Below are 16,538 nucleotides of genomic sequence, written 5' to 3' on the forward strand. Positions count from 1 at the left end.
TTTATCATTTAAATTTAACTTATTTCCTTGAATTAGATTATTCTGTCTTTTTAGTTTAAGTATAATTCTTAACAATCTATTTCTGATTTTTAGTATACCCCATCATCTGCGTTATTAGTTTAAGTAAAATTCCCCACTAGATAAGCATAAATCCCAATAGAGCACGATTATTGAGGAAGATTGATAACACATATTTTCTCTTTATTTTTACTCCTCTCTGCTAAATTTCTTTCTCCACTCGTAATAACTTACATAAGGTAAAGTCACACTTGGTGGCTTAACTTCTTTGTAAGCTTTGTTAAACGCCTGCCTATACGTTAGTCCTAAATCATCCATGTAGTCTCTGCCTCGTCTATATTCAGGAAGTTTATCGTTTACTAAGTAAATCGAAAGAAACCGGCACTGAATATCCATGGATGCAACGCCCCATATTCTCAATCCTGTGTGCCATTTCAGTGTAGCTTTCACCTGCTTGTAAACTTTGCGCTATCTCGATATTCAAACTTCTTATAATGTCGTTCACTACATTCCTCCAACCAGATAAGTGAGATATTGTTGATTGATTTTAGCTTTTCTGGTTTATCCATACCTCGGAAGATGATTTTTGATCCGTTCGGAAACTTTACTGTCATTAGTGATGAGCTTATCTTCATACTTACCCCTAACCCCAAATCTTCGATGATTTCGCTAAATAAAGAAAACATACTTTCCCTGTGGGTATCGTAAACTTCACGAACGACTAAAGCTGTACGTTTTTCCTCAAGTAATTTAAAGATCATTTTTAATGCAGCATGATAGGATTTCGATGAGCCACAACCACCTTCGAGGAGTTGTGTCTTACAACGCCAGTCGAATAGTAAAGTTTCGAAATGTGGATATACTTCTTTTTCAATTAATAGTGTCATTTTCTCAACTCCTTTATCATTACACGCATTAAAGACACGTGTATTTTTTGCCCTACAATAGACACGCATTATTTATGCGTGTTATAATGATATTAGAAAGGAGGTAAGGTAATGGAAAAGCAAGTGACCGTAAGAGAAGCGCTAAAAAGACTTAAGAAAGAAGGATTCATCGAATCTCACACTCACAAAAGTCCAGGCAGTCATCAAAGATACATACATAAAGACGACCCAACGAGATTTGCAGACATTAGCTATCATAGTAGTGGTCAAGCGATTCCTAAAGGAACTTTAAGAAGTATCGAACGGACATCAGGGGTTAAGTTTTAACCCCTCTGCTTTGCTTATTACCTTACCTCGTATGAAAAAACAAATAATAATTAAATAAAACTAAATCAGAAATGAGGTTTTAAGTTGAGTTACCCAAATCATTTTATCTTTCCTGTAGTTGTTGAAGTTGCTGAAGGTGGTTTAGGAATGTATTTCCCTGATTTCGAAGGAACTGCCATCCTGGCCGAAAATATTACTTCTGGTATTCGAGAAGCTAAAGAAATGTTGGCATTTCGTATTTTAGAATTAGAAGAAAAGGACTTACCTGTTCCTGCACCTTCTACTCCAGAAAGCATCGAGCTATTAGATTCTACTGATCGAACTGTATTTATTGACGTCTATATGCCCCCATACCGTAACGAAGCAGCTAACAAAGCAGTAACTAAAAACTGTACGCTACCTCGCTGGTTAAGAGATGCAGCTGAAGATGCCGGTTTAAACTTCTCTCAGATACTTCAAGCATCCCTTAAAGAAGCTCTTGGTATTGAACAAAACGACAAAAAAGCAGCCAATTAAGGTTGCTTTTTTTTGCTGACAATATTAATTTCTATAGGTTTATTTTGTTGATCAGAACCAAGCTTTTCAATCTCCAATTTGGTTTTATCAATATTCACCTGCATCTGCTCTAGCTTCAATCGACTTTCATCATCCATATATACCATTTCTTCAAACTGACGAATATTTAATTATCATTTCATGTGCACAGTGTCGTTTTGTACGTGTCCTTACTAAATACGGTAGATTACAATAATTTAAACATTCCTGTTATACCATCGTATCAGAGTTGTCGCATCTATATTTTTAATTTGTACATGTTGTAATCGCTCCGTTCTTCCCCCCGGCACAAGCCCTGAGTAAAAGTGAAAGTCATTGAGATGCGATTAATAGGTGCACCAATTAAATAGAAGTTTATTTTAATATAAAAAAGCCATTTCCGATTCGGAAACGACTTAAAAATTAATCGCACGAAGAACCTCCAGAATCACTGTTACTTGAAGTGGTGTCTGAACAATCATTTCTATCTGTATCTTGTAACGAAAAGACTGAACCTGATGAAATAAAATCAGTTGTATTATTTCCTGAATAGTTAGAACGGCTTCGATTGGTAGAACTATAGTTAGTACTTCTTATCTTTTTTAAGGTAATTATAATCCCTACTATCAAGACTAAAATTACTATTGCAATAAAGAACTCCCCCACGCATTACACCCCCTTTGTACAACAGTTTAATTTTACCATTGAAAAACAAATTAATCATTAGCTTACTCTCAAAAGCAAGTACCTGTAATTCAGCAGGGAGAGTTGTGGTTATATTTGCTATAATTTAATTAAAAATATTGGGAGGTATTACAATGGATTCTTCTGCTATATTTACTATTTCAATAGCGATTGCAGCTTTCTTCATTACTGGTATTAATGAAAAGAAAATTAAAAAATTAGAAAAACGAGTTGAAGAGCTTGAAAGAAACAAGGAATTTTAATTATATAATAGTATTCTAGAGCGATAGTAATCGCTCTATATTTTTTTACTTTCCCCATTTGTTGAAAACCTTTGTCCTCACTGAAACCACTATGAACTTATTTTAAGAAGTCATTGCCTCCAAACTTATCAAGATTATATTTCTCAATTTGAACAAATTGACAATATTTCTGACAACACATCCACTGTCTTGAATTATGGTGGACTGCACCACTACACAACCTTCAGACGAATAGAATCATCAGTTTGAACGCCATCACTAACTATTGATAATTTTTTATATTTCCCTCTCATTAGGTGTTTCTATCAGGTATTATGCCTTGCTAGACAGTCTCACCTTTGTTTATATTTTCACTTATTAGTTTTTCTATTTAATTTTTATTAAAAAAGACTTGGTTAATATGACTAGAGAATGTAACAGAGCATTGCATACTATAAAAATGTAATCTGCAGATTATAACTTTTTGTTTGAAGGAGGTGAATATATATGCCTTTAACTACTGGTCCAATTGAAAATACAGGTAATCTACCAGCTAATGCCTCTAGTGTGCGTGTCAAAATTCTTAATCTAACTGGAGGTTCTCTATCTGGAGTAGTCCGCGTTTATCGACTTAATGGCACAAGACAATTACTATCTACAACTCCTTTTTTAGCCGCTGCAAATGCTTCTACTTTTGTAACACCAAGTGTAGCTGGTTCGTTCCAATATGAAGTTGAAATTGCTCCGAATCAAACTGGTGGATTATATAGCGTTTACGGGCGAACAGCATCAGGTGTTATCATTGATGCTCAAAGATTTGTGAACTCAGAATTAACACAAATTCTTTAATTTTATAAATCTAAGGGTTAAAAACGTATAAGCCCTATTTTTTACATGCTTATATTGTTGACCAAAAGGCATAAAGAAGTGCACTCTTTATGCCTTTCGTTATTTTTAGCTCTATTTGAACATTCCTAATGTCTTATTGGAAATATGGTTGTAAGGTCAGGAAATAAAAAAATTTCCCGGGTAAGCGCAAGAAACGACATGTTTTAGCTAAACTAGCAAAAGCATTGCTCACGGATTCTTAAAAACCCCCTATCCCTGTTGATAAAGGCATGCAATTCTCTAAGATTCTAATGTCGATTTAGCTCACTTCTAGCATCCCGTTCCATATTTCTTGTGAATCAAAAAAGAACTTACGTTTGTTTATTACCCTTTTATCCGTAGTGAGCTTTAACTATTAATTTAAAGTAAAATTGTTAGATTGATCCACTACTAATGCCATCGCTAAAGCGTAGAATGCTCGTCGTGCTCCAGCACAGTTTGGAGATTCTTTATCAGTCGTAGTAAGGTCTGTAGCTAAATCAACAGTCCCATTTGTATTGCAAGCATCGGCTAATATATCTAGGCGGGCTAAATCCCAAAGACCTGAACGACCATGGGAAGGAAACTTACTTTGACCATGTAATGATTGCCCAATATCAAGTTGCAGTTTTATGGCCTTTGATACTTTATTATCAATGCTTGTAGAACCTTGCCCCGTAACGCCAGGATAAACATTAAATAATCCAATCATTGCTTGATTGATGCCCTCACCTTTATTAGGCATTTGCCATGGATTCTTCATTAATTCTGATGAACCCAACATGGCATTCTCAGGAATGTACATTCCCCAATATTTAGCATGGCTAAACAAATGACTAATTAGGTTATTTTTAATAATTGCATAGTTATCAAAAATAGCCTCGTAAGTATTAATTAACTGCGTAACCATAACTGCCGAATCCGAATCGTTATTAGGAACAAGACTGTTCCATGATGAAGCTGTCGGATTTTCTATTAAGCTTGCATAGATTTGCAAGAATGTTATAGCAAATGCATTATATGCTGGAGAATCGAATCGGGCACGTAACATATTATTTGTCAGGTTCACTTCAGAAAACCCATGCACTGGAAGAACCCTTTTTGCAGATAATGAATTGTTATAGGGCTCTTGCTGGAAACAACCTTTAGAGGCATTAGCCACTGAAGTATTGATTCCCCATTGAGTATAACTAAGTACATCACGAATTGCGTTTTTCAAATTATGTGCAGGTTCTAAGGAAGCTCCAGTCTCATGAACCTTTACATCATATATATGTGCTGCCATCCAACACGCAATCGCATTCAGCGAAGAATTCAGAATAAATCTTTGGTTTTTCGTATTAAAATCTGCATGATGGTTCAAATAATTTTTACTACTAGTTCCTGGTTGAATACCAGCAAACACAACCTTTCCTCCATCATCAAGAACTGTTTGTTTATCTAAGTAAGTTTTCTGTGGATCTGTTAATGGCTCTGCCGTTGTTATCCAATAGGCAATTTGACCGGCATATGGCCCCGTAGCAAAACGGTACGATTTTTCTACATCATCATATGTCCAAGCAGATGGCGTACGATAGTACATAATAATATGGTATTCTTTAGAATTTAATACTTCATTAGCAAAATGGTTTCGGTATTGCGCTAACAACGCATCTAAATTAGAAAAGGAAACATCGCTCTGTGTTTCATCTAACTTTTTTAGCATTGCTGCACCTAAATAAATTAAGCCTGCTAATTGATCAATTGGATTTGTTGGGAAATTTAATGCTTTATCGATTAGTTTTGGAATAATTATATTAACAATTTCCTTGTAAACTTCATCACGTTCTCCAGTTTGAGCCTTTTGTTGGGCGAACTGAGCACAAAACATCATTAATTGCCCAACACCTTGTTGTATTGGAGAGGAATTGAATGTTTCACTAGAACCATTTAATAAATAGTTTTGGATAAATTTTCGTACTCGTGGATATCGGCCTTTATCCTTTTTATAAGGATGTTTTAAAGATGACGGCTCAGTAGTTAGTAGAAATGCCTCTGCGAAGGCATGAGCTTCTTGTAATGCTGTAAATTGTGTCAAATCAAATCACTCCTATTTTTTCATCGTTAATAAATATACATTTTGCCAAGATTTATAATTGTAGCGTACTGGTCAGTTATCATTCTATTATGAAGCTAATACATAAATAGAAATATTTACCTTAATACCCCTTTATTATACATGTTAAACTTTTAAATCCATAATATGTAATATCATTAACCTGATCTCTCGAAGTTTTAAGCTTGACCAAGCAATACAAAAAACAGAATTAATCTATGTAGAATTAACTCTGTTTTTAAATCGAATATTTAATTCTAGCACTAGATTATAAAAGAGAAAGCGGTCGGTTTGCCCAAAATATTTCCAAACACTAGGGGTGTTATTAATTTTTATTGCGTTCCAGTTGTTTTTCCATACCAGCACGATCAATTTGAATCCAATATTCTGCTATTTTTTCATTTTCAATGCGGTATACAGCACTTGCTATTTCAATGACTGGAAGACCTGTAGGCTGAAATCCATCAACTTCACCAATATGCTTGCCAACCTGTTTCCAGCGAACATAAACTTTAAAATCTTGGACCATCAACTCTTGAATTTCTAATGAGAAGTCACCATAAGCCTCTATCATTTCTTTTACATGATCAGCGTATTCTTTAGGCGTTCTTAGTACTGTTAATTCCTCTTCAGAGATTACTTGGTGGGCCAATACTTGCTCTGCCATTAATTCCACTGCGTAATCTGGATTACGCCCCGAACGTACTTCTTTAAAGCTTTGGTGTCATTTGAACCCTCCACTGAACTTTACTATATATTTTGGTGAAGATCATTAAATATTTCCATGATTAATCATAATGCGAACGCTTATAAATTGAAACGTTTATCTTGTCTTGTTTTGTACTCAAAATCATCACTTTGTCCATTGGCAAAAGTGTTTAATATAGGAGCTAAACCATTTTATGCCTAACTTTTGATTTAAACTCTCGAATTAAAAAATGGATAAGGAATAAGATGTAATAAGGATTTTCGGTTAGGGAGGTGAAAAGATGAGTAAAAACAAGGATAATTTTACTGATCTTTTAGCGGGTATGGAAAATGATGCTGCTAAGCTAGCAGTTATTGCGGGAATTATTACTACATTAGGAGATGTCTTAGCTACTATCGCAGCAATAATGGCATTGGAGGAAGCACAGAAATCAAACAACAATAATAATAATAATAATAATTCAAACAAAATTGATGAATTAGAAAAACAAGTTCAATATTTAACAAAGGAACTACATAAACTTAAACATTCAAGAAAAGTTTAGTGTCAGGCACACAAACAATTCAGAATTGTTTGTGTGCCTGACACCCTAAAGCGTTGTCCCACGAATCGTTGCGTAACTTAATTTATTTGCTAAAATAGCGCGCTCGGCAATGATTTTTGCTTCTTCTATTGCGTTATACCAACCACTTATAAAACGCCAGCCATTTTCATTTGAGCTACCTTTTACTGGTTCTGCATACGCTAAATAATATTGTTTTAATGCGTCGTTCATCGCAGCTAACATTGCCTCTTGACTATTATATTTCCCACTTTGAATACGGAATTTCTTTGGCTCTTTGTCAATCTCAATATATTCTATTTTTTTACTTACATCTATTATAACAACAGGCTTTAAAAAAAGGGCAATTTCGTCTAGACGACGATTCACAAGCCCTTGTAGCTTTTTTCCACCAGCATTACAGTATAATAGCATTTCTTTGCTTACTTGTTCCCATTGCTTATTATTTAAATATACTAATAGGGCACTATTTCTTAAAATATATCGTCCTAAATTATATTGGAAACTTGCCAGTGCATCGTACTGATTTTGGTTAAGTGGCACTTTAACATAGTATTCAATGGTAGTAGCATGCTCTTGTGCTTGCTTTCGTAATAGTTCCCACGCATCTTCTTTTGTAATGGTTTGCCCCTTTTCAACTGCTTTGCCACTTGGCCATTTTGTTGTTCCGTAGCCGATGGTCCAAACATTGTCAGGACCTATATAGGCATCGGAGCGAAACCCTTCCCACTTCGCTATGAGATTTAGTGCATTATTTGAAATTTCCATCTATCTATTATCACCCTTTCTTTTTCTGCTCCTTCTCTAGTCTATTCAATTCTTAATATCCGAACGTTTACATAGATACAGAACAAGGAAATATAATCGTCATTTATACAATTAAGTAACAATATGAAGCTTTTGGAATACCCACATTCAAAATAAAAGCCCTCCATAATAGGAAGGGCTTTTGAAAATGTTAAAACCGCATTTTTCGCTGTTTCAATATTAGTGTAAATTCAAAACTTTTTTTATATCCGACTCAATGCTTTTTGGCTTATCAGTTGGACCAAATCGAGCTACTACTTCTCCTTCTGGATTAACTAAGAACTTTGTGAAATTCCATTTAATATTACTTCCTAAGAAGCCTTTCGAATGCGTTTTTAAATAATTATAAAGAGGATGTGCTTCTTTACCATTTACCTTGATAATTTCATGCATAGGAAATGTAACGCCATACGTTAAACGGCAAGCTTCAGCGGCATCCAGCGCTGAAGACATTTCTTGCTTAAATTGATTAGATGGAAAACCTAGCACTTCTAACCCCATATCTCGATAAGAAGTATACAATTGTTCTAATTCTTCAAATTGTGGAGCTAAACCACATTTTGTTGCAGTGTTGACTATTAACAAAGCTTTACCTTTGTATTTTTCTAAACTATATTCTGAACCATCTTCTAATGTTACATTGATATCATAAATACTCATCTTTTACCTCCATGTTATTTAATTGAGTTAATAATTCATTTAAATTTTGCAACTGTGCCCTTAAATCACCGTCTATTACTGTCAAAGCATCACAATGTGCCATTTTCTCCACTAACTTTTCTGTAATCAACGTTTCAGTTGCTCTTGCCTTCTCAGTCAAAGAAATAATTACAGCACGTTTATCCTTAGACGATGTTTCTTTCGTCACCCATCCTTTATCAACAAGCTTATTTAATATTGGATTTAACGTGCCTATGCCCAAACTCAATTTTTCGCTAATTTGTTTCACCACTAGACTATCTTGTTCCCATAAAGCAAGTAGCACCAAATACTGTGGATATGTCAAACCAAATGGCTCCAGCACTTGCCGATATAACTTTGTAAATTGGTTAGCTGCCTTGTATACAGCAAAACATAGTTGATCTTCAAGTAAGAAAGCTTTAATTTTTTTCACCTCACAATATATCGCATACGATGTATTTTTATTTTATATCGTATGCGATGTATATGTCAATTTATTGAACTGTTTAAAATACTAATGAAACTTGCAATTACCATAGCCAATATCTAGCTCCCTGTGTAACAATAAATCTGTCCAGCCAAGTTTCAAAGTTCATAGGTAACCTTTGAATGTCTCCTTCATGAACAAAGATAAGATAATCATCCTCCCCATTAGCAACTTTTTGAGAATCAACGAACATATAATCACCATATCCTCTATAATTACCCATCATAAACCAATTTTTATCATAGGCACTTTGATAGTATATATTGGTCTCATATTCATGGATATAATTTAATATCTGGCTTAAATTAAATATTTCAAAGAAATCATAACCAAGACCATTATCATTAAATAATTTCGCTCCATTACTATGTTTTAAAAATAAGCACAATTCCGTCGGTAAAACATGCTGAGTTTCTAAAGTGAATTCCTGTAGTAGTTCATGATTTGATATTGGACAATTCCAATCACAGGTTACATTTAAAATTTCTCCATTCTCCCTTTGTATGATAATGCTGTTCTCTTTATCTAACCTTTTATTTAATGCTGTTAAGATTAATTCAATCGACATATTATCTTCACCTAATTTCTAATAGTTTACCCACCAAGGAGATGTAGTACCTCGTAATTTTCGTTAAAACAGAAATAATGATAATATTTGCAATATAGTTACTTTATCGACAAAATACTATAAAAACCCAGTACCTTTTGTAGAGGGAACTGGGTTTTCTCTGTTGTTTTAATATGTTTAGCGTTTAATCTCAAATTCTTGTGGACCAGCATAGGGTGGAGCAATGTAATATTCATAGAAAAAGATGACTGGATTTCCTTGTTCATTAATATAGAAGTTTTTTGACGTATATTCGTCTATTCCACCATCTCCCTTTGAAGAATAATATTCTTGATAGTACGACCAAAGATTTTCATCGGTCTTCGCACGTTCCTTCACTTGACGCTCTATTTCTGGATCAACTATTTTTTCGTAATCTTTTCCTAGTAAATCTTCTAACGTTAGTTCCTTTCCTGTTGTTAAATCAATATTATAAAAATACTTTGTATCAAATGTTAATCCATTTGTAGTTTCTGTTTCATTAATGATAAATGACAAGATTTTTGCATTTGAGCTTTTTACTTCATAATCAAATTTGTATGTGCTAGGTGTATATTCATTAATATCCCTTACATCCTCGCCCTCTCCAAGGAAGTTTTTCTTAAATTCCGCTGAGTCCTGTTTTGCTTTCGCAGCAAGGCTCTCAATTTTTTCCTTAATCATCGTATTAATCTGATTTTCTAATGATGGATTCCCTATATCAGAGAATTGAGGAATTTTAATATGTGCATCAATCGAATCTGTCTTTTCTATATATTCATCAATCGTAATCACTTTTACTACTGCTCCTAATACAGGAACCTTTGACATTGCCAGAGCAAAAGTCGGACTTAGATTTACAAAGAACATGAATAGTAGACAGGCCGTTAAAGGAATCACGATAAACTTCATTTTAAAAAACGTTAAAAAATCTTTCTTCTTGGGCATCGTTTCATTTTCAGCCATTGTTAATACTTTTTTTCGTATCCTTTCCTTATTTAATAAGTTTTCTTCTATAACACGTTTTAATACCTTTCGTTCATGCTGCTTCATAATCGCCTCAACCGTCCTTCCCAAACTTTTTTCGTATTTCATGAGTAGTGCGGTAAATATAATTTTTTATCGTGGATTGATTTAAATGTAGTAATTTTGCAATTTCAGGAATTGAAAGTTCAGCATAATAAAATAAGTAAAATACCTTTTGCACTTTTTGAGGTTTGGTTTGCAAAAAGCTCCAAATGTCAGATAATAATTCTTTGTTTTCTATTGCCATCTCTATCTCATTTTCATATTGCTCTATGTCCGTATCTGCATGATTATATTCTTCATCTTCTTTATTTATATCAAACAACGGTATGATACGCTTTACTTTTTCTTTTAAAGAATAATGTTGGTAGATTTTAGATTTAGCGATTCGTATGACATAAGCCTCTGGGTTCTTTAGATAATCAATGCCCTTGTCCTTTAGTATTCGATACAGCGCTATATAAGTTTCTTGTATTATATCCGGGATAACACTCGTATGATTGCATTTGCTAATGACATACACTACACATTGATGATAGGTTTTGTCATAAATTTCATTAAATTTCTCTTCGATTCTTTGAGTATTCAAAGGCTCACCTCCCGTTAAACGTTACTAGGGAATGCAATATACGAATGTTGAATAACATTGTTATTATGTCATGGTTTTATGGACTACATTCGTTTCCTTTGCACAATCAATTGCCGAAATAGGGATCGACTTTTTCACTTTTTAGCGATAACAGTTCTGATACTGTTACAAATTCATATCCTTCTTTTTTTAATGCCATTAATATTTCTGGTAAGGCTTCAGCTGTTGCTGTATGAATATCATGCATTAACACTACTGATTTATTTGCGATTTGATTTAAAATTTCGTTTTTTATAGCTGCTGGGTTGCGACTTTTCCAATCTAACGAGTCGACAGACCACATAATTGTAGTATAATTTTCTGACGCGGTATAATTTAGAATATCTTGGTTGTATATCCCGTATGGAGGTCGAAATAAGGTTGGAGTTACACCTGTTGTTGCTTCAATAATTTTGTTTGTTTTATTGATTTCTTCTGTCATTTCATTGTGCGTCAATTTCTTTAAATTTGGATGACTAAAGGTGTGATTTGCTATTTCGTGACCTTCAGCAACGACTTGTGCCGCAATATTTGGATACATCTCAACTCTGCTTCCTAACATAAAGAATGTTGCCTTTGCTTCATGCTGCGCTAATGTTTGTAAAACGCGTGGTGTAACTTTGACACTCGGGCCATCATCAAATGTAAGTGCTATATATTTTCCGTCAGGATTCAATGCAACTGTTTCATTCTCTAATTCTTCTTCCTCTTCTTCTGTCCCTTCTTCCTCTATTACATCCTCACTATCATCATTTTCTTCAAATCTTGCCTTATCACTTGCAAGATTTTCAGCTTGCCCATGCTCTTCAACTTGTCCACCTAAAAAGTAGTATCCCGCACCTAGCATGATAGTAAAGAACAAAATGACCGCTACAAATCTTGTCCATCTAATTCTTTTCCTTGCTTTCATTCCAATACACCTTTCTTTGCTATTTTTTCTTTCTTAATATAGAAGAGAATTAGAGAGTTGAAAAAGTTTCAATGAAACTAAAAAAATTTTAATTATTTTGTAGGACAATAAAAAAGCATGAAAAGTCTTGATAAATATCACGTGTTCATCATGCGCAGTGGATGCGGTCTACAGTTCGGTATGTGATAGTGTGGGTAGTATGCGGCATTAATGGCGGACAGGCGTATAGTGGAAGAAGGGAAGATTAGAAGTAATGTAGAATATAAAAATGAATACTTTGCCAATCGTTTTGCCCCGTCACATGGGGTACGGGTATTAAAAAGTTGGCTCAAGGAGATGAATGCCTTTTTCGTGTTGTTCCCTTGAACCGAAGCAAAAGGAGTGAAATATGCATGAAAGAACCATCTGAACAGCTTATTGACATGCTTGGCCATCCATATAGTCCTAAAAATGTTCAAGCTTTGCTGCAATCATTCAATGTCAAGCGAATGCCTTCCCCGAACAGCTATTTCAACGACGATATTATTTGGTCTGTAAAAGCATCGATACGCATTGATATTTATCGTGCCTCAAAAATAAATGATTTGACTGGACTCCACTATACAAATCAAGATGAATGGATTATTGGTGCTATACATTTTCTTGCTCCTGGATCAGATGACCGAATTAAAAAGCCGTTTTCTGGAAAGCTTCCTAAGGGAATCACGATGTGCTCAACACCAGATGAGTCAATAAAGGCATATGGTCGACCTGAAATGGATGAAAAATGTGCGTGGCCTGGGTTCTCTGGTCAAATTTTGGCTTGGCGCAAGCCGAACATAAATATCGCAATTGAATATGCGGATAGTGCAATCGATTGCGTAATGAGAAGCTACACTGCCTGTTTAATTGGCTGCATAGGCGCATGGCGAGACGATAACCCTGAGGTCTTTTCTCCCTGATGGTCAGTCGATTACACCGTGCTACGGGTGGTAGTTCGTTCGCTCTCAAATAAATGGCACTCTTTATCAAACTTTAAGCGCATGTTTTGAAAAAAGATTTCAAAACATGCGCTTTACATTTGTTCTTGTATCAAGGTTGATATGGTTATGAAGACCTTCATTAATCCTTATGTCACGATTGAATTTTATCTTGCAAAGAATTGTCGATAATATAAAAAAGACACCGAGGTGTCTTATGTATTGTCAAGTTACGTTTATGGACAATCTGAGAGTTAATTATAATAATGAAATGCAAAACCATCTTCTGGTTCGCCCACTTCATATCCCAATAATTTTGTAGCGCGTTTCTTAAATAATGTAATCCATTCATTCCATTCTTCTGATGGCAATTGAGCATAAAATTGTAGTCCACTTGATTCAATACTTACTTCTATCAATTTACCATCTGAACCATACCACTGTGGACAGCCGTTTACAAAGTGGTTCCAGTTAGGCATTTCTCTATATAAACGCTCCAACTTATCCCAAACTTCTTGTGGTGCAGAATAATGAATATTCAAATTCATATTGTATATTTCCATATATTCTCCTTTAAATTTAGATTTATAAGTTGATTTGCGACTCTTCAAATTATTGTTTTACTGTGGGTCAACTGTGATAAAAACACTTTTTAATCCGTTATCCGTATATAAAAACTCCATTTGTAAACACATATCTGCCAGTTTTGAATTTGAAGTTAAATCATAATCAACTGCAAATCCACTGTTGTCCTTGAATTCATAAAAGTTAATTTGTGCATATTCGTATTGGGGATGGAAATTACATGGAGCTCCATATTCATCAAATGAATCCAATCCATTTAAGTTTAATGTTTCTTGGACATAATGGAATAAATCACCAATATCATACACTTTAGATTCATCCACATAATTTAATATTTTTTCATATTCTTTACTATGCATTACTTTTAATATATTGGTAATAACAGTTATGGCATATTGTTTATTTTCACTTTTCATATTGAACCTCCCAATTCTATTTTTCTTTCCATTCAACTGTATAATATCATACATTTTTGAGAAAATTTATTTGAACTGGAGATACCAGTGTAATGCCATTTTCGGTTTGCCTTAGCGAGTGTTTTAGTTGTATACGACTCTAATCAAATTTTATAAAATCTTATACTTAGTTAAAAATATTAACTCCATTTTGACAAATCTCTTTGCAAAATGGAGTATTTTCGGTTTTGCTAATAAATAAAGGTTGAAAGAATTTTTGTCATCACTCTTTATTCAACGCGCCGTATATGATTAATCAACAGCTTCTCCACCTGTGATTTAAGAGCTTGATTTGCATAACGGAGTACTACATCATTCCCTGCAGTAGCAACTTGTACGTCACTAAAGTATTCATCTATCGGTTGCCAACCTACTACTCGTATACGTTTTTGTGCAAGTTCTCGTTTGAGATTAAAATATTCTTGTCTTAGCTCCTTTAGTAATGAATCCATCATTGGAAGAAATACTGTTTTCATTTTAAACTGCTCTAATTTACAATAATCAACCTGTAATGATTTAACTGCTAGCTCTAACAAAAGATACTTATGAAGTAACTGTCTTTCATCGGCTTTAATCATAGTAATCAGCATCCAGTTGGGCTGATTGAATATTTGGGATGGGGATACTCTCCGTTTTAAGTAGCGTTTCAAGTATGAGGTCATTCGTATTCATCGATTTAACTATACCAGTCCATTGTGTGATTGTATGGTCCTTCCACACTTCTACTGTAACGGTCAACTGTTGATTAAAAGCTTGATTAATTGTTTTTTGTAGTTCTTCCAGTTCCCATTCAGTCAATTCTCTTGGCTGTTCCATATACTCTTCTTTGTACTCTCTGAGAAGCTCTAAATGTTCTGGCAACATCATCGATGCCCATTTAATCGTCCCTCTATCTTTTATCATTCCAATCACTCCTATGCCAAATGACCACCAACTAAGCGATCTCGTTTTATAGCTGTACCAGCTTTTGTATAAGAAACGGCTCTTAATATTGAGGTAGCTCCAAACCTGTTACGTATGGCATCCATTGTAGGACCAATTATCTGACGTTGCGGCTTACGTTCATCAAATAAATCCAATTGAATGCTATGCTCTTTCTCTAGGTTGGATATTCTGACTGATAATTGTCGTGCTGGCTCTCCAGCAAAATGTTCATCCAGTAATTCAATACAAGCTTTATACATCACAAGCGTTTCACTTGTCGGCACTGCAATGGTTTTCGAACGATGAAACCCTTTGGTCATGGCATTATGACTATAGGAAAGACCTAAGCTAATTGTACGGCCAACAAACCCTGCATCACGTGTGCGCTTCATTACGTCTTCACACATTTCTAGAAGCACTACCGCAATCTCTTTTCGTGTGTGATAATCCCTCATCAGCATTTGACCCTTACCAAAACTTAATGCTCCGTTTGTTATTAACGGCTCCCCTAATTTAGATAGATCTATTCCCCATGCATGGTAGTAGAGTTGATTGCCCATTACCCCAAAGCACTTTTCTAATTCTGCTAAATCTGCATTAGCCAAACCACCCACTGTTTGTATTCCCATAGCATTTAGATTTGCCTCCATTCGTTTTCCTATGCCCCACATTTCAGATAAAGGTCGAACAGGCCACAGTTTCTTTGGAATATCCTCATACGTCCATTTAGCAAAACCTGTTTTCTTTGCTTCAAGGTCTAAAGCTAATTTGGCGATTAACATATTGGGTCCCATACCTACTGCACTAGGTATACTAAATTGGTCAAGAATAGCCTTTTGTATTTCCTTGGCCGTCTCTTCGGGTGAACCCCAAAGCTTTTCCGTGCCAGTTAAATCAACAAAACTTTCATCCACACTATACACATGTATCGCATCAACAGGTACGTAATTAGCGATCAATTTTGTAATCGTCATCGACATTTGAATAAAGAAACTCATTTTAGGCTCAAATAATCTAATGTCAGGATGTTTTGGTATCTCATAACGTCTACTGCCAGTTTTGATTTTATATTTCTCTTTCATTAATGGTGATGCAGCAAGCACTACGCTACCTGGCTGGTCAAAATTCGCTACTACTGCAACTGGTGTTTTTAAAACATCTAATCCATGTAACATCGCCACGATACTAGCGTAAAAACACTTCATATCGATACACATAATAGGTCTATTGGGCATCGCCTCATAATTCACACGACATCACGCTCTTGTGTTATAACTGGAATAATTGCAAGAACATTGCTGATAATAAAAGTACGCTTTGCTTGTCGTGTGAAGCAATATGCAGAAAAGCAGTTATTTACAACTTTTATGATTTTCACTTGCCTTTTTGTAATTTCACCGCATTTGGATACATACATCATATGAACTGACTGATTGCGTTGCATTGCTTTTATTAACTGTTCTTTCATCCAACATCCTTCTCCCCTCGTCCGTAAAAAGAACGTTTGTTTGTATTTATATTTTACGCACGTACGTTCCTTTTTACAACTGGGAATTTAAAGAAAT

The 16,538-nt window shown here is 34.7% G+C and carries 22 protein-coding genes and 2 pseudogenes; 6 read left to right on the forward strand and 18 right to left on the reverse strand.

The window, feature by feature from the left end; translation table 11 throughout:
* Nucleotides 1-207: 207 nt before the first annotated feature.
* Complete coding sequence (locus LS41612_RS23170; protein WP_024361858.1) at nt 208-414, reverse strand: hypothetical protein; 207 nt, start codon at nt 412-414, stop codon at nt 208-210.
* An 83-nt stretch (nt 415-497) separates the two neighbouring features.
* A pseudogene (locus LS41612_RS12925) lies at nt 498-905 on the reverse strand (PBSX family phage terminase large subunit); the annotation flags it as partial.
* A gap of 111 nt (nt 906-1,016) precedes the next feature.
* On the opposite strand from LS41612_RS12925, the gene LS41612_RS12930 reads away from it, so the two are divergent.
* Nucleotides 1,017-1,232, forward strand: a complete 216-nt coding sequence (locus LS41612_RS12930) for a type II toxin-antitoxin system HicA family toxin (RefSeq protein ID WP_105928910.1) — start codon at nt 1,017-1,019, stop codon at nt 1,230-1,232.
* Between the two features lie 84 nt (nt 1,233-1,316).
* Nucleotides 1,317-1,748, forward strand: a complete 432-nt coding sequence (locus LS41612_RS12935) for a type II toxin-antitoxin system HicB family antitoxin (protein ID WP_024361861.1) — start codon at nt 1,317-1,319, stop codon at nt 1,746-1,748.
* Here the strand turns inward: LS41612_RS12935 and LS41612_RS23175 are convergent.
* A complete protein-coding gene (locus LS41612_RS23175) occupies nt 1,745-1,885 on the reverse strand; it encodes a hypothetical protein (RefSeq protein WP_158694860.1) in 141 nt (46 codons plus the stop codon). The genes LS41612_RS12935 and LS41612_RS23175 overlap by 4 nt on opposite strands.
* Nucleotides 1,886-2,584: 699 nt before the next feature.
* Here LS41612_RS23175 and LS41612_RS23705 point away from each other — a divergent pair.
* Together LS41612_RS23705 and LS41612_RS12940 are read left to right on the forward strand one after the other, a co-directional pair.
* A complete protein-coding gene (locus LS41612_RS23705) occupies nt 2,585-2,713 on the forward strand; it encodes a hypothetical protein (protein ID WP_255313812.1) in 129 nt (42 codons plus the stop codon).
* A 486-nt stretch (nt 2,714-3,199) separates the two neighbouring features.
* Nucleotides 3,200-3,541, forward strand: a complete 342-nt coding sequence (locus tag LS41612_RS12940; RefSeq protein WP_024361862.1) for a hypothetical protein — start codon at nt 3,200-3,202, stop codon at nt 3,539-3,541.
* A gap of 394 nt (nt 3,542-3,935) precedes the next feature.
* Here LS41612_RS12940 and LS41612_RS12945 read toward each other — a convergent pair whose 3' ends face one another.
* A complete protein-coding gene (locus LS41612_RS12945) occupies nt 3,936-5,636 on the reverse strand; it encodes a hypothetical protein (RefSeq protein ID WP_024361863.1) in 1,701 nt (566 codons plus the stop codon).
* Nucleotides 5,637-5,979: 343 nt separating this feature from the next.
* Nucleotides 5,980-6,369, reverse strand: a pseudogene (locus tag LS41612_RS12950) (ester cyclase); the annotation flags it as partial.
* A 274-nt stretch (nt 6,370-6,643) separates the two neighbouring features.
* Between LS41612_RS12950 and LS41612_RS12955 the strand changes: the two are divergent.
* Complete coding sequence (locus tag LS41612_RS12955; protein WP_024361865.1) at nt 6,644-6,907, forward strand: hypothetical protein; 264 nt, start codon at nt 6,644-6,646, stop codon at nt 6,905-6,907.
* A 45-nt stretch (nt 6,908-6,952) separates the two neighbouring features.
* Here LS41612_RS12955 and LS41612_RS12960 read toward each other — a convergent pair whose 3' ends face one another.
* From LS41612_RS12960 to LS41612_RS12990, 7 genes are all read right to left on the reverse strand, one after another.
* Entirely contained in the window at nt 6,953-7,693 is a 741-nt protein-coding gene (locus LS41612_RS12960) for a lysozyme (RefSeq protein WP_024361866.1), read from the reverse strand.
* A 219-nt stretch (nt 7,694-7,912) separates the two neighbouring features.
* Nucleotides 7,913-8,392 (reverse strand): glutathione peroxidase, encoded by a 480-nt coding sequence (locus tag LS41612_RS12965; protein WP_024361867.1) that lies wholly within the window; start codon nt 8,390-8,392, stop codon nt 7,913-7,915.
* A complete protein-coding gene (locus LS41612_RS12970) occupies nt 8,379-8,846 on the reverse strand; it encodes a MarR family winged helix-turn-helix transcriptional regulator (protein WP_051147711.1) in 468 nt (155 codons plus the stop codon). The genes LS41612_RS12965 and LS41612_RS12970 overlap by 14 nt, the downstream gene beginning before the upstream one ends.
* Before the next feature lie 97 nt (nt 8,847-8,943).
* The gene (locus tag LS41612_RS12975; protein WP_024361869.1) at nt 8,944-9,468 is read right to left on the reverse strand and encodes an SMI1/KNR4 family protein; all 525 of its coding nucleotides are present in this window, start codon (nt 9,466-9,468) and stop codon (nt 8,944-8,946) included.
* A 177-nt stretch (nt 9,469-9,645) separates the two neighbouring features.
* On the reverse strand, nt 9,646-10,539 hold the full coding sequence (locus tag LS41612_RS12980; protein ID WP_024361870.1) for a DUF3298 and DUF4163 domain-containing protein: 894 nt from the start codon (nt 10,537-10,539) through the stop codon (nt 9,646-9,648).
* A 7-nt stretch (nt 10,540-10,546) separates the two neighbouring features.
* Nucleotides 10,547-11,101, reverse strand: coding sequence for an RNA polymerase sigma factor (locus LS41612_RS12985; protein WP_024361871.1), 555 nt, complete (start codon nt 11,099-11,101; stop codon nt 10,547-10,549).
* A 106-nt stretch (nt 11,102-11,207) separates the two neighbouring features.
* A complete protein-coding gene (locus tag LS41612_RS12990; RefSeq protein ID WP_024361872.1) occupies nt 11,208-12,050 on the reverse strand; it encodes a polysaccharide deacetylase family protein in 843 nt (280 codons plus the stop codon).
* A 392-nt stretch (nt 12,051-12,442) separates the two neighbouring features.
* Between LS41612_RS12990 and LS41612_RS12995 the strand changes: the two genes are divergently transcribed.
* Nucleotides 12,443-12,991, forward strand: a complete 549-nt coding sequence (locus tag LS41612_RS12995) for a hypothetical protein (RefSeq protein WP_024361873.1) — start codon at nt 12,443-12,445, stop codon at nt 12,989-12,991.
* Between the two features lie 272 nt (nt 12,992-13,263).
* On the opposite strand, the gene LS41612_RS13000 is transcribed toward LS41612_RS12995, so the two are convergent.
* The 6 genes from LS41612_RS13000 to LS41612_RS13025 form a co-directional block, all read right to left on the reverse strand.
* On the reverse strand, nt 13,264-13,572 hold the full coding sequence (locus tag LS41612_RS13000; RefSeq protein WP_024361874.1) for a hypothetical protein: 309 nt from the start codon (nt 13,570-13,572) through the stop codon (nt 13,264-13,266).
* A gap of 57 nt (nt 13,573-13,629) precedes the next feature.
* Nucleotides 13,630-14,010 (reverse strand): DUF7668 domain-containing protein, encoded by a 381-nt coding sequence (locus tag LS41612_RS13005; RefSeq protein WP_029747172.1) that lies wholly within the window; start codon nt 14,008-14,010, stop codon nt 13,630-13,632.
* A gap of 269 nt (nt 14,011-14,279) precedes the next feature.
* Nucleotides 14,280-14,627, reverse strand: a complete 348-nt coding sequence (locus LS41612_RS13010; RefSeq protein ID WP_024361876.1) for a YhjD family protein — start codon at nt 14,625-14,627, stop codon at nt 14,280-14,282.
* Nucleotides 14,620-14,952: a YolD-like family protein gene (locus LS41612_RS13015; protein ID WP_024361877.1), complete on the reverse strand. Its 333-nt coding sequence runs from the start codon at nt 14,950-14,952 to the stop codon at nt 14,620-14,622. The genes LS41612_RS13010 and LS41612_RS13015 overlap by 8 nt, the downstream gene beginning before the upstream one ends.
* Nucleotides 14,953-14,963: 11 nt before the next feature.
* A complete protein-coding gene (locus LS41612_RS13020; protein ID WP_024361878.1) occupies nt 14,964-16,223 on the reverse strand; it encodes a Y-family DNA polymerase in 1,260 nt (419 codons plus the stop codon).
* Entirely contained in the window at nt 16,220-16,441 is a 222-nt protein-coding gene (locus LS41612_RS13025) for a WYL domain-containing protein (RefSeq protein ID WP_024361879.1), read from the reverse strand. Before LS41612_RS13025 ends, LS41612_RS13020 begins: the two co-directional genes overlap by 4 nt.
* Nucleotides 16,442-16,538: the final 97 nt, after the last annotated feature.

The sequence above is a fragment of the Lysinibacillus sphaericus genome (assembly GCF_002982115.1).
GTDB lineage: Bacteria > Bacillota > Bacilli > Bacillales_A > Planococcaceae > Lysinibacillus > Lysinibacillus sphaericus.

Excerpts from the sequence above, each read along its gene's own strand:
- LS41612_RS23170 (WP_024361858.1), bottom strand. The coding sequence starts at position 414 with ATGGATATTCAGTGCCGGTTTCTTTCGATTTACTTAGTAAACGATAAA.
- LS41612_RS12930 (WP_105928910.1), top strand. The coding sequence starts at position 1,017 with ATGGAAAAGCAAGTGACCGTAAGAGAAGCGCTAAAAAGACTTAAGAAA.
- LS41612_RS23175 (WP_158694860.1), bottom strand. The coding sequence starts at position 1,885 with ATGGATGATGAAAGTCGATTGAAGCTAGAGCAGATGCAGGTGAATATT.
- LS41612_RS23705 (WP_255313812.1), top strand. The coding sequence starts at position 2,585 with ATGGATTCTTCTGCTATATTTACTATTTCAATAGCGATTGCAGCTTTC.
- LS41612_RS12940 (WP_024361862.1), top strand. The coding sequence starts at position 3,200 with ATGCCTTTAACTACTGGTCCAATTGAAAATACAGGTAATCTACCAGCT.
- LS41612_RS12955 (WP_024361865.1), top strand. The coding sequence starts at position 6,644 with ATGAGTAAAAACAAGGATAATTTTACTGATCTTTTAGCGGGTATGGAA.
- LS41612_RS12960 (WP_024361866.1), bottom strand. The coding sequence starts at position 7,693 with ATGGAAATTTCAAATAATGCACTAAATCTCATAGCGAAGTGGGAAGGG.
- LS41612_RS12965 (WP_024361867.1), bottom strand. The coding sequence starts at position 8,392 with ATGAGTATTTATGATATCAATGTAACATTAGAAGATGGTTCAGAATAT.
- LS41612_RS12975 (WP_024361869.1), bottom strand. The coding sequence starts at position 9,468 with ATGTCGATTGAATTAATCTTAACAGCATTAAATAAAAGGTTAGATAAA.
- LS41612_RS12980 (WP_024361870.1), bottom strand. The coding sequence starts at position 10,539 with ATGAAGCAGCATGAACGAAAGGTATTAAAACGTGTTATAGAAGAAAAC.
- LS41612_RS12990 (WP_024361872.1), bottom strand. The coding sequence starts at position 12,050 with ATGAAAGCAAGGAAAAGAATTAGATGGACAAGATTTGTAGCGGTCATT.
- LS41612_RS12995 (WP_024361873.1), top strand. The coding sequence starts at position 12,443 with ATGAAAGAACCATCTGAACAGCTTATTGACATGCTTGGCCATCCATAT.
- LS41612_RS13000 (WP_024361874.1), bottom strand. The coding sequence starts at position 13,572 with ATGGAAATATACAATATGAATTTGAATATTCATTATTCTGCACCACAA.
- LS41612_RS13005 (WP_029747172.1), bottom strand. The coding sequence starts at position 14,010 with ATGAAAAGTGAAAATAAACAATATGCCATAACTGTTATTACCAATATA.
- LS41612_RS13010 (WP_024361876.1), bottom strand. The coding sequence starts at position 14,627 with ATGATTAAAGCCGATGAAAGACAGTTACTTCATAAGTATCTTTTGTTA.
- LS41612_RS13015 (WP_024361877.1), bottom strand. The coding sequence starts at position 14,952 with ATGATAAAAGATAGAGGGACGATTAAATGGGCATCGATGATGTTGCCA.
- LS41612_RS13025 (WP_024361879.1), bottom strand. The coding sequence starts at position 16,441 with ATGAAAGAACAGTTAATAAAAGCAATGCAACGCAATCAGTCAGTTCAT.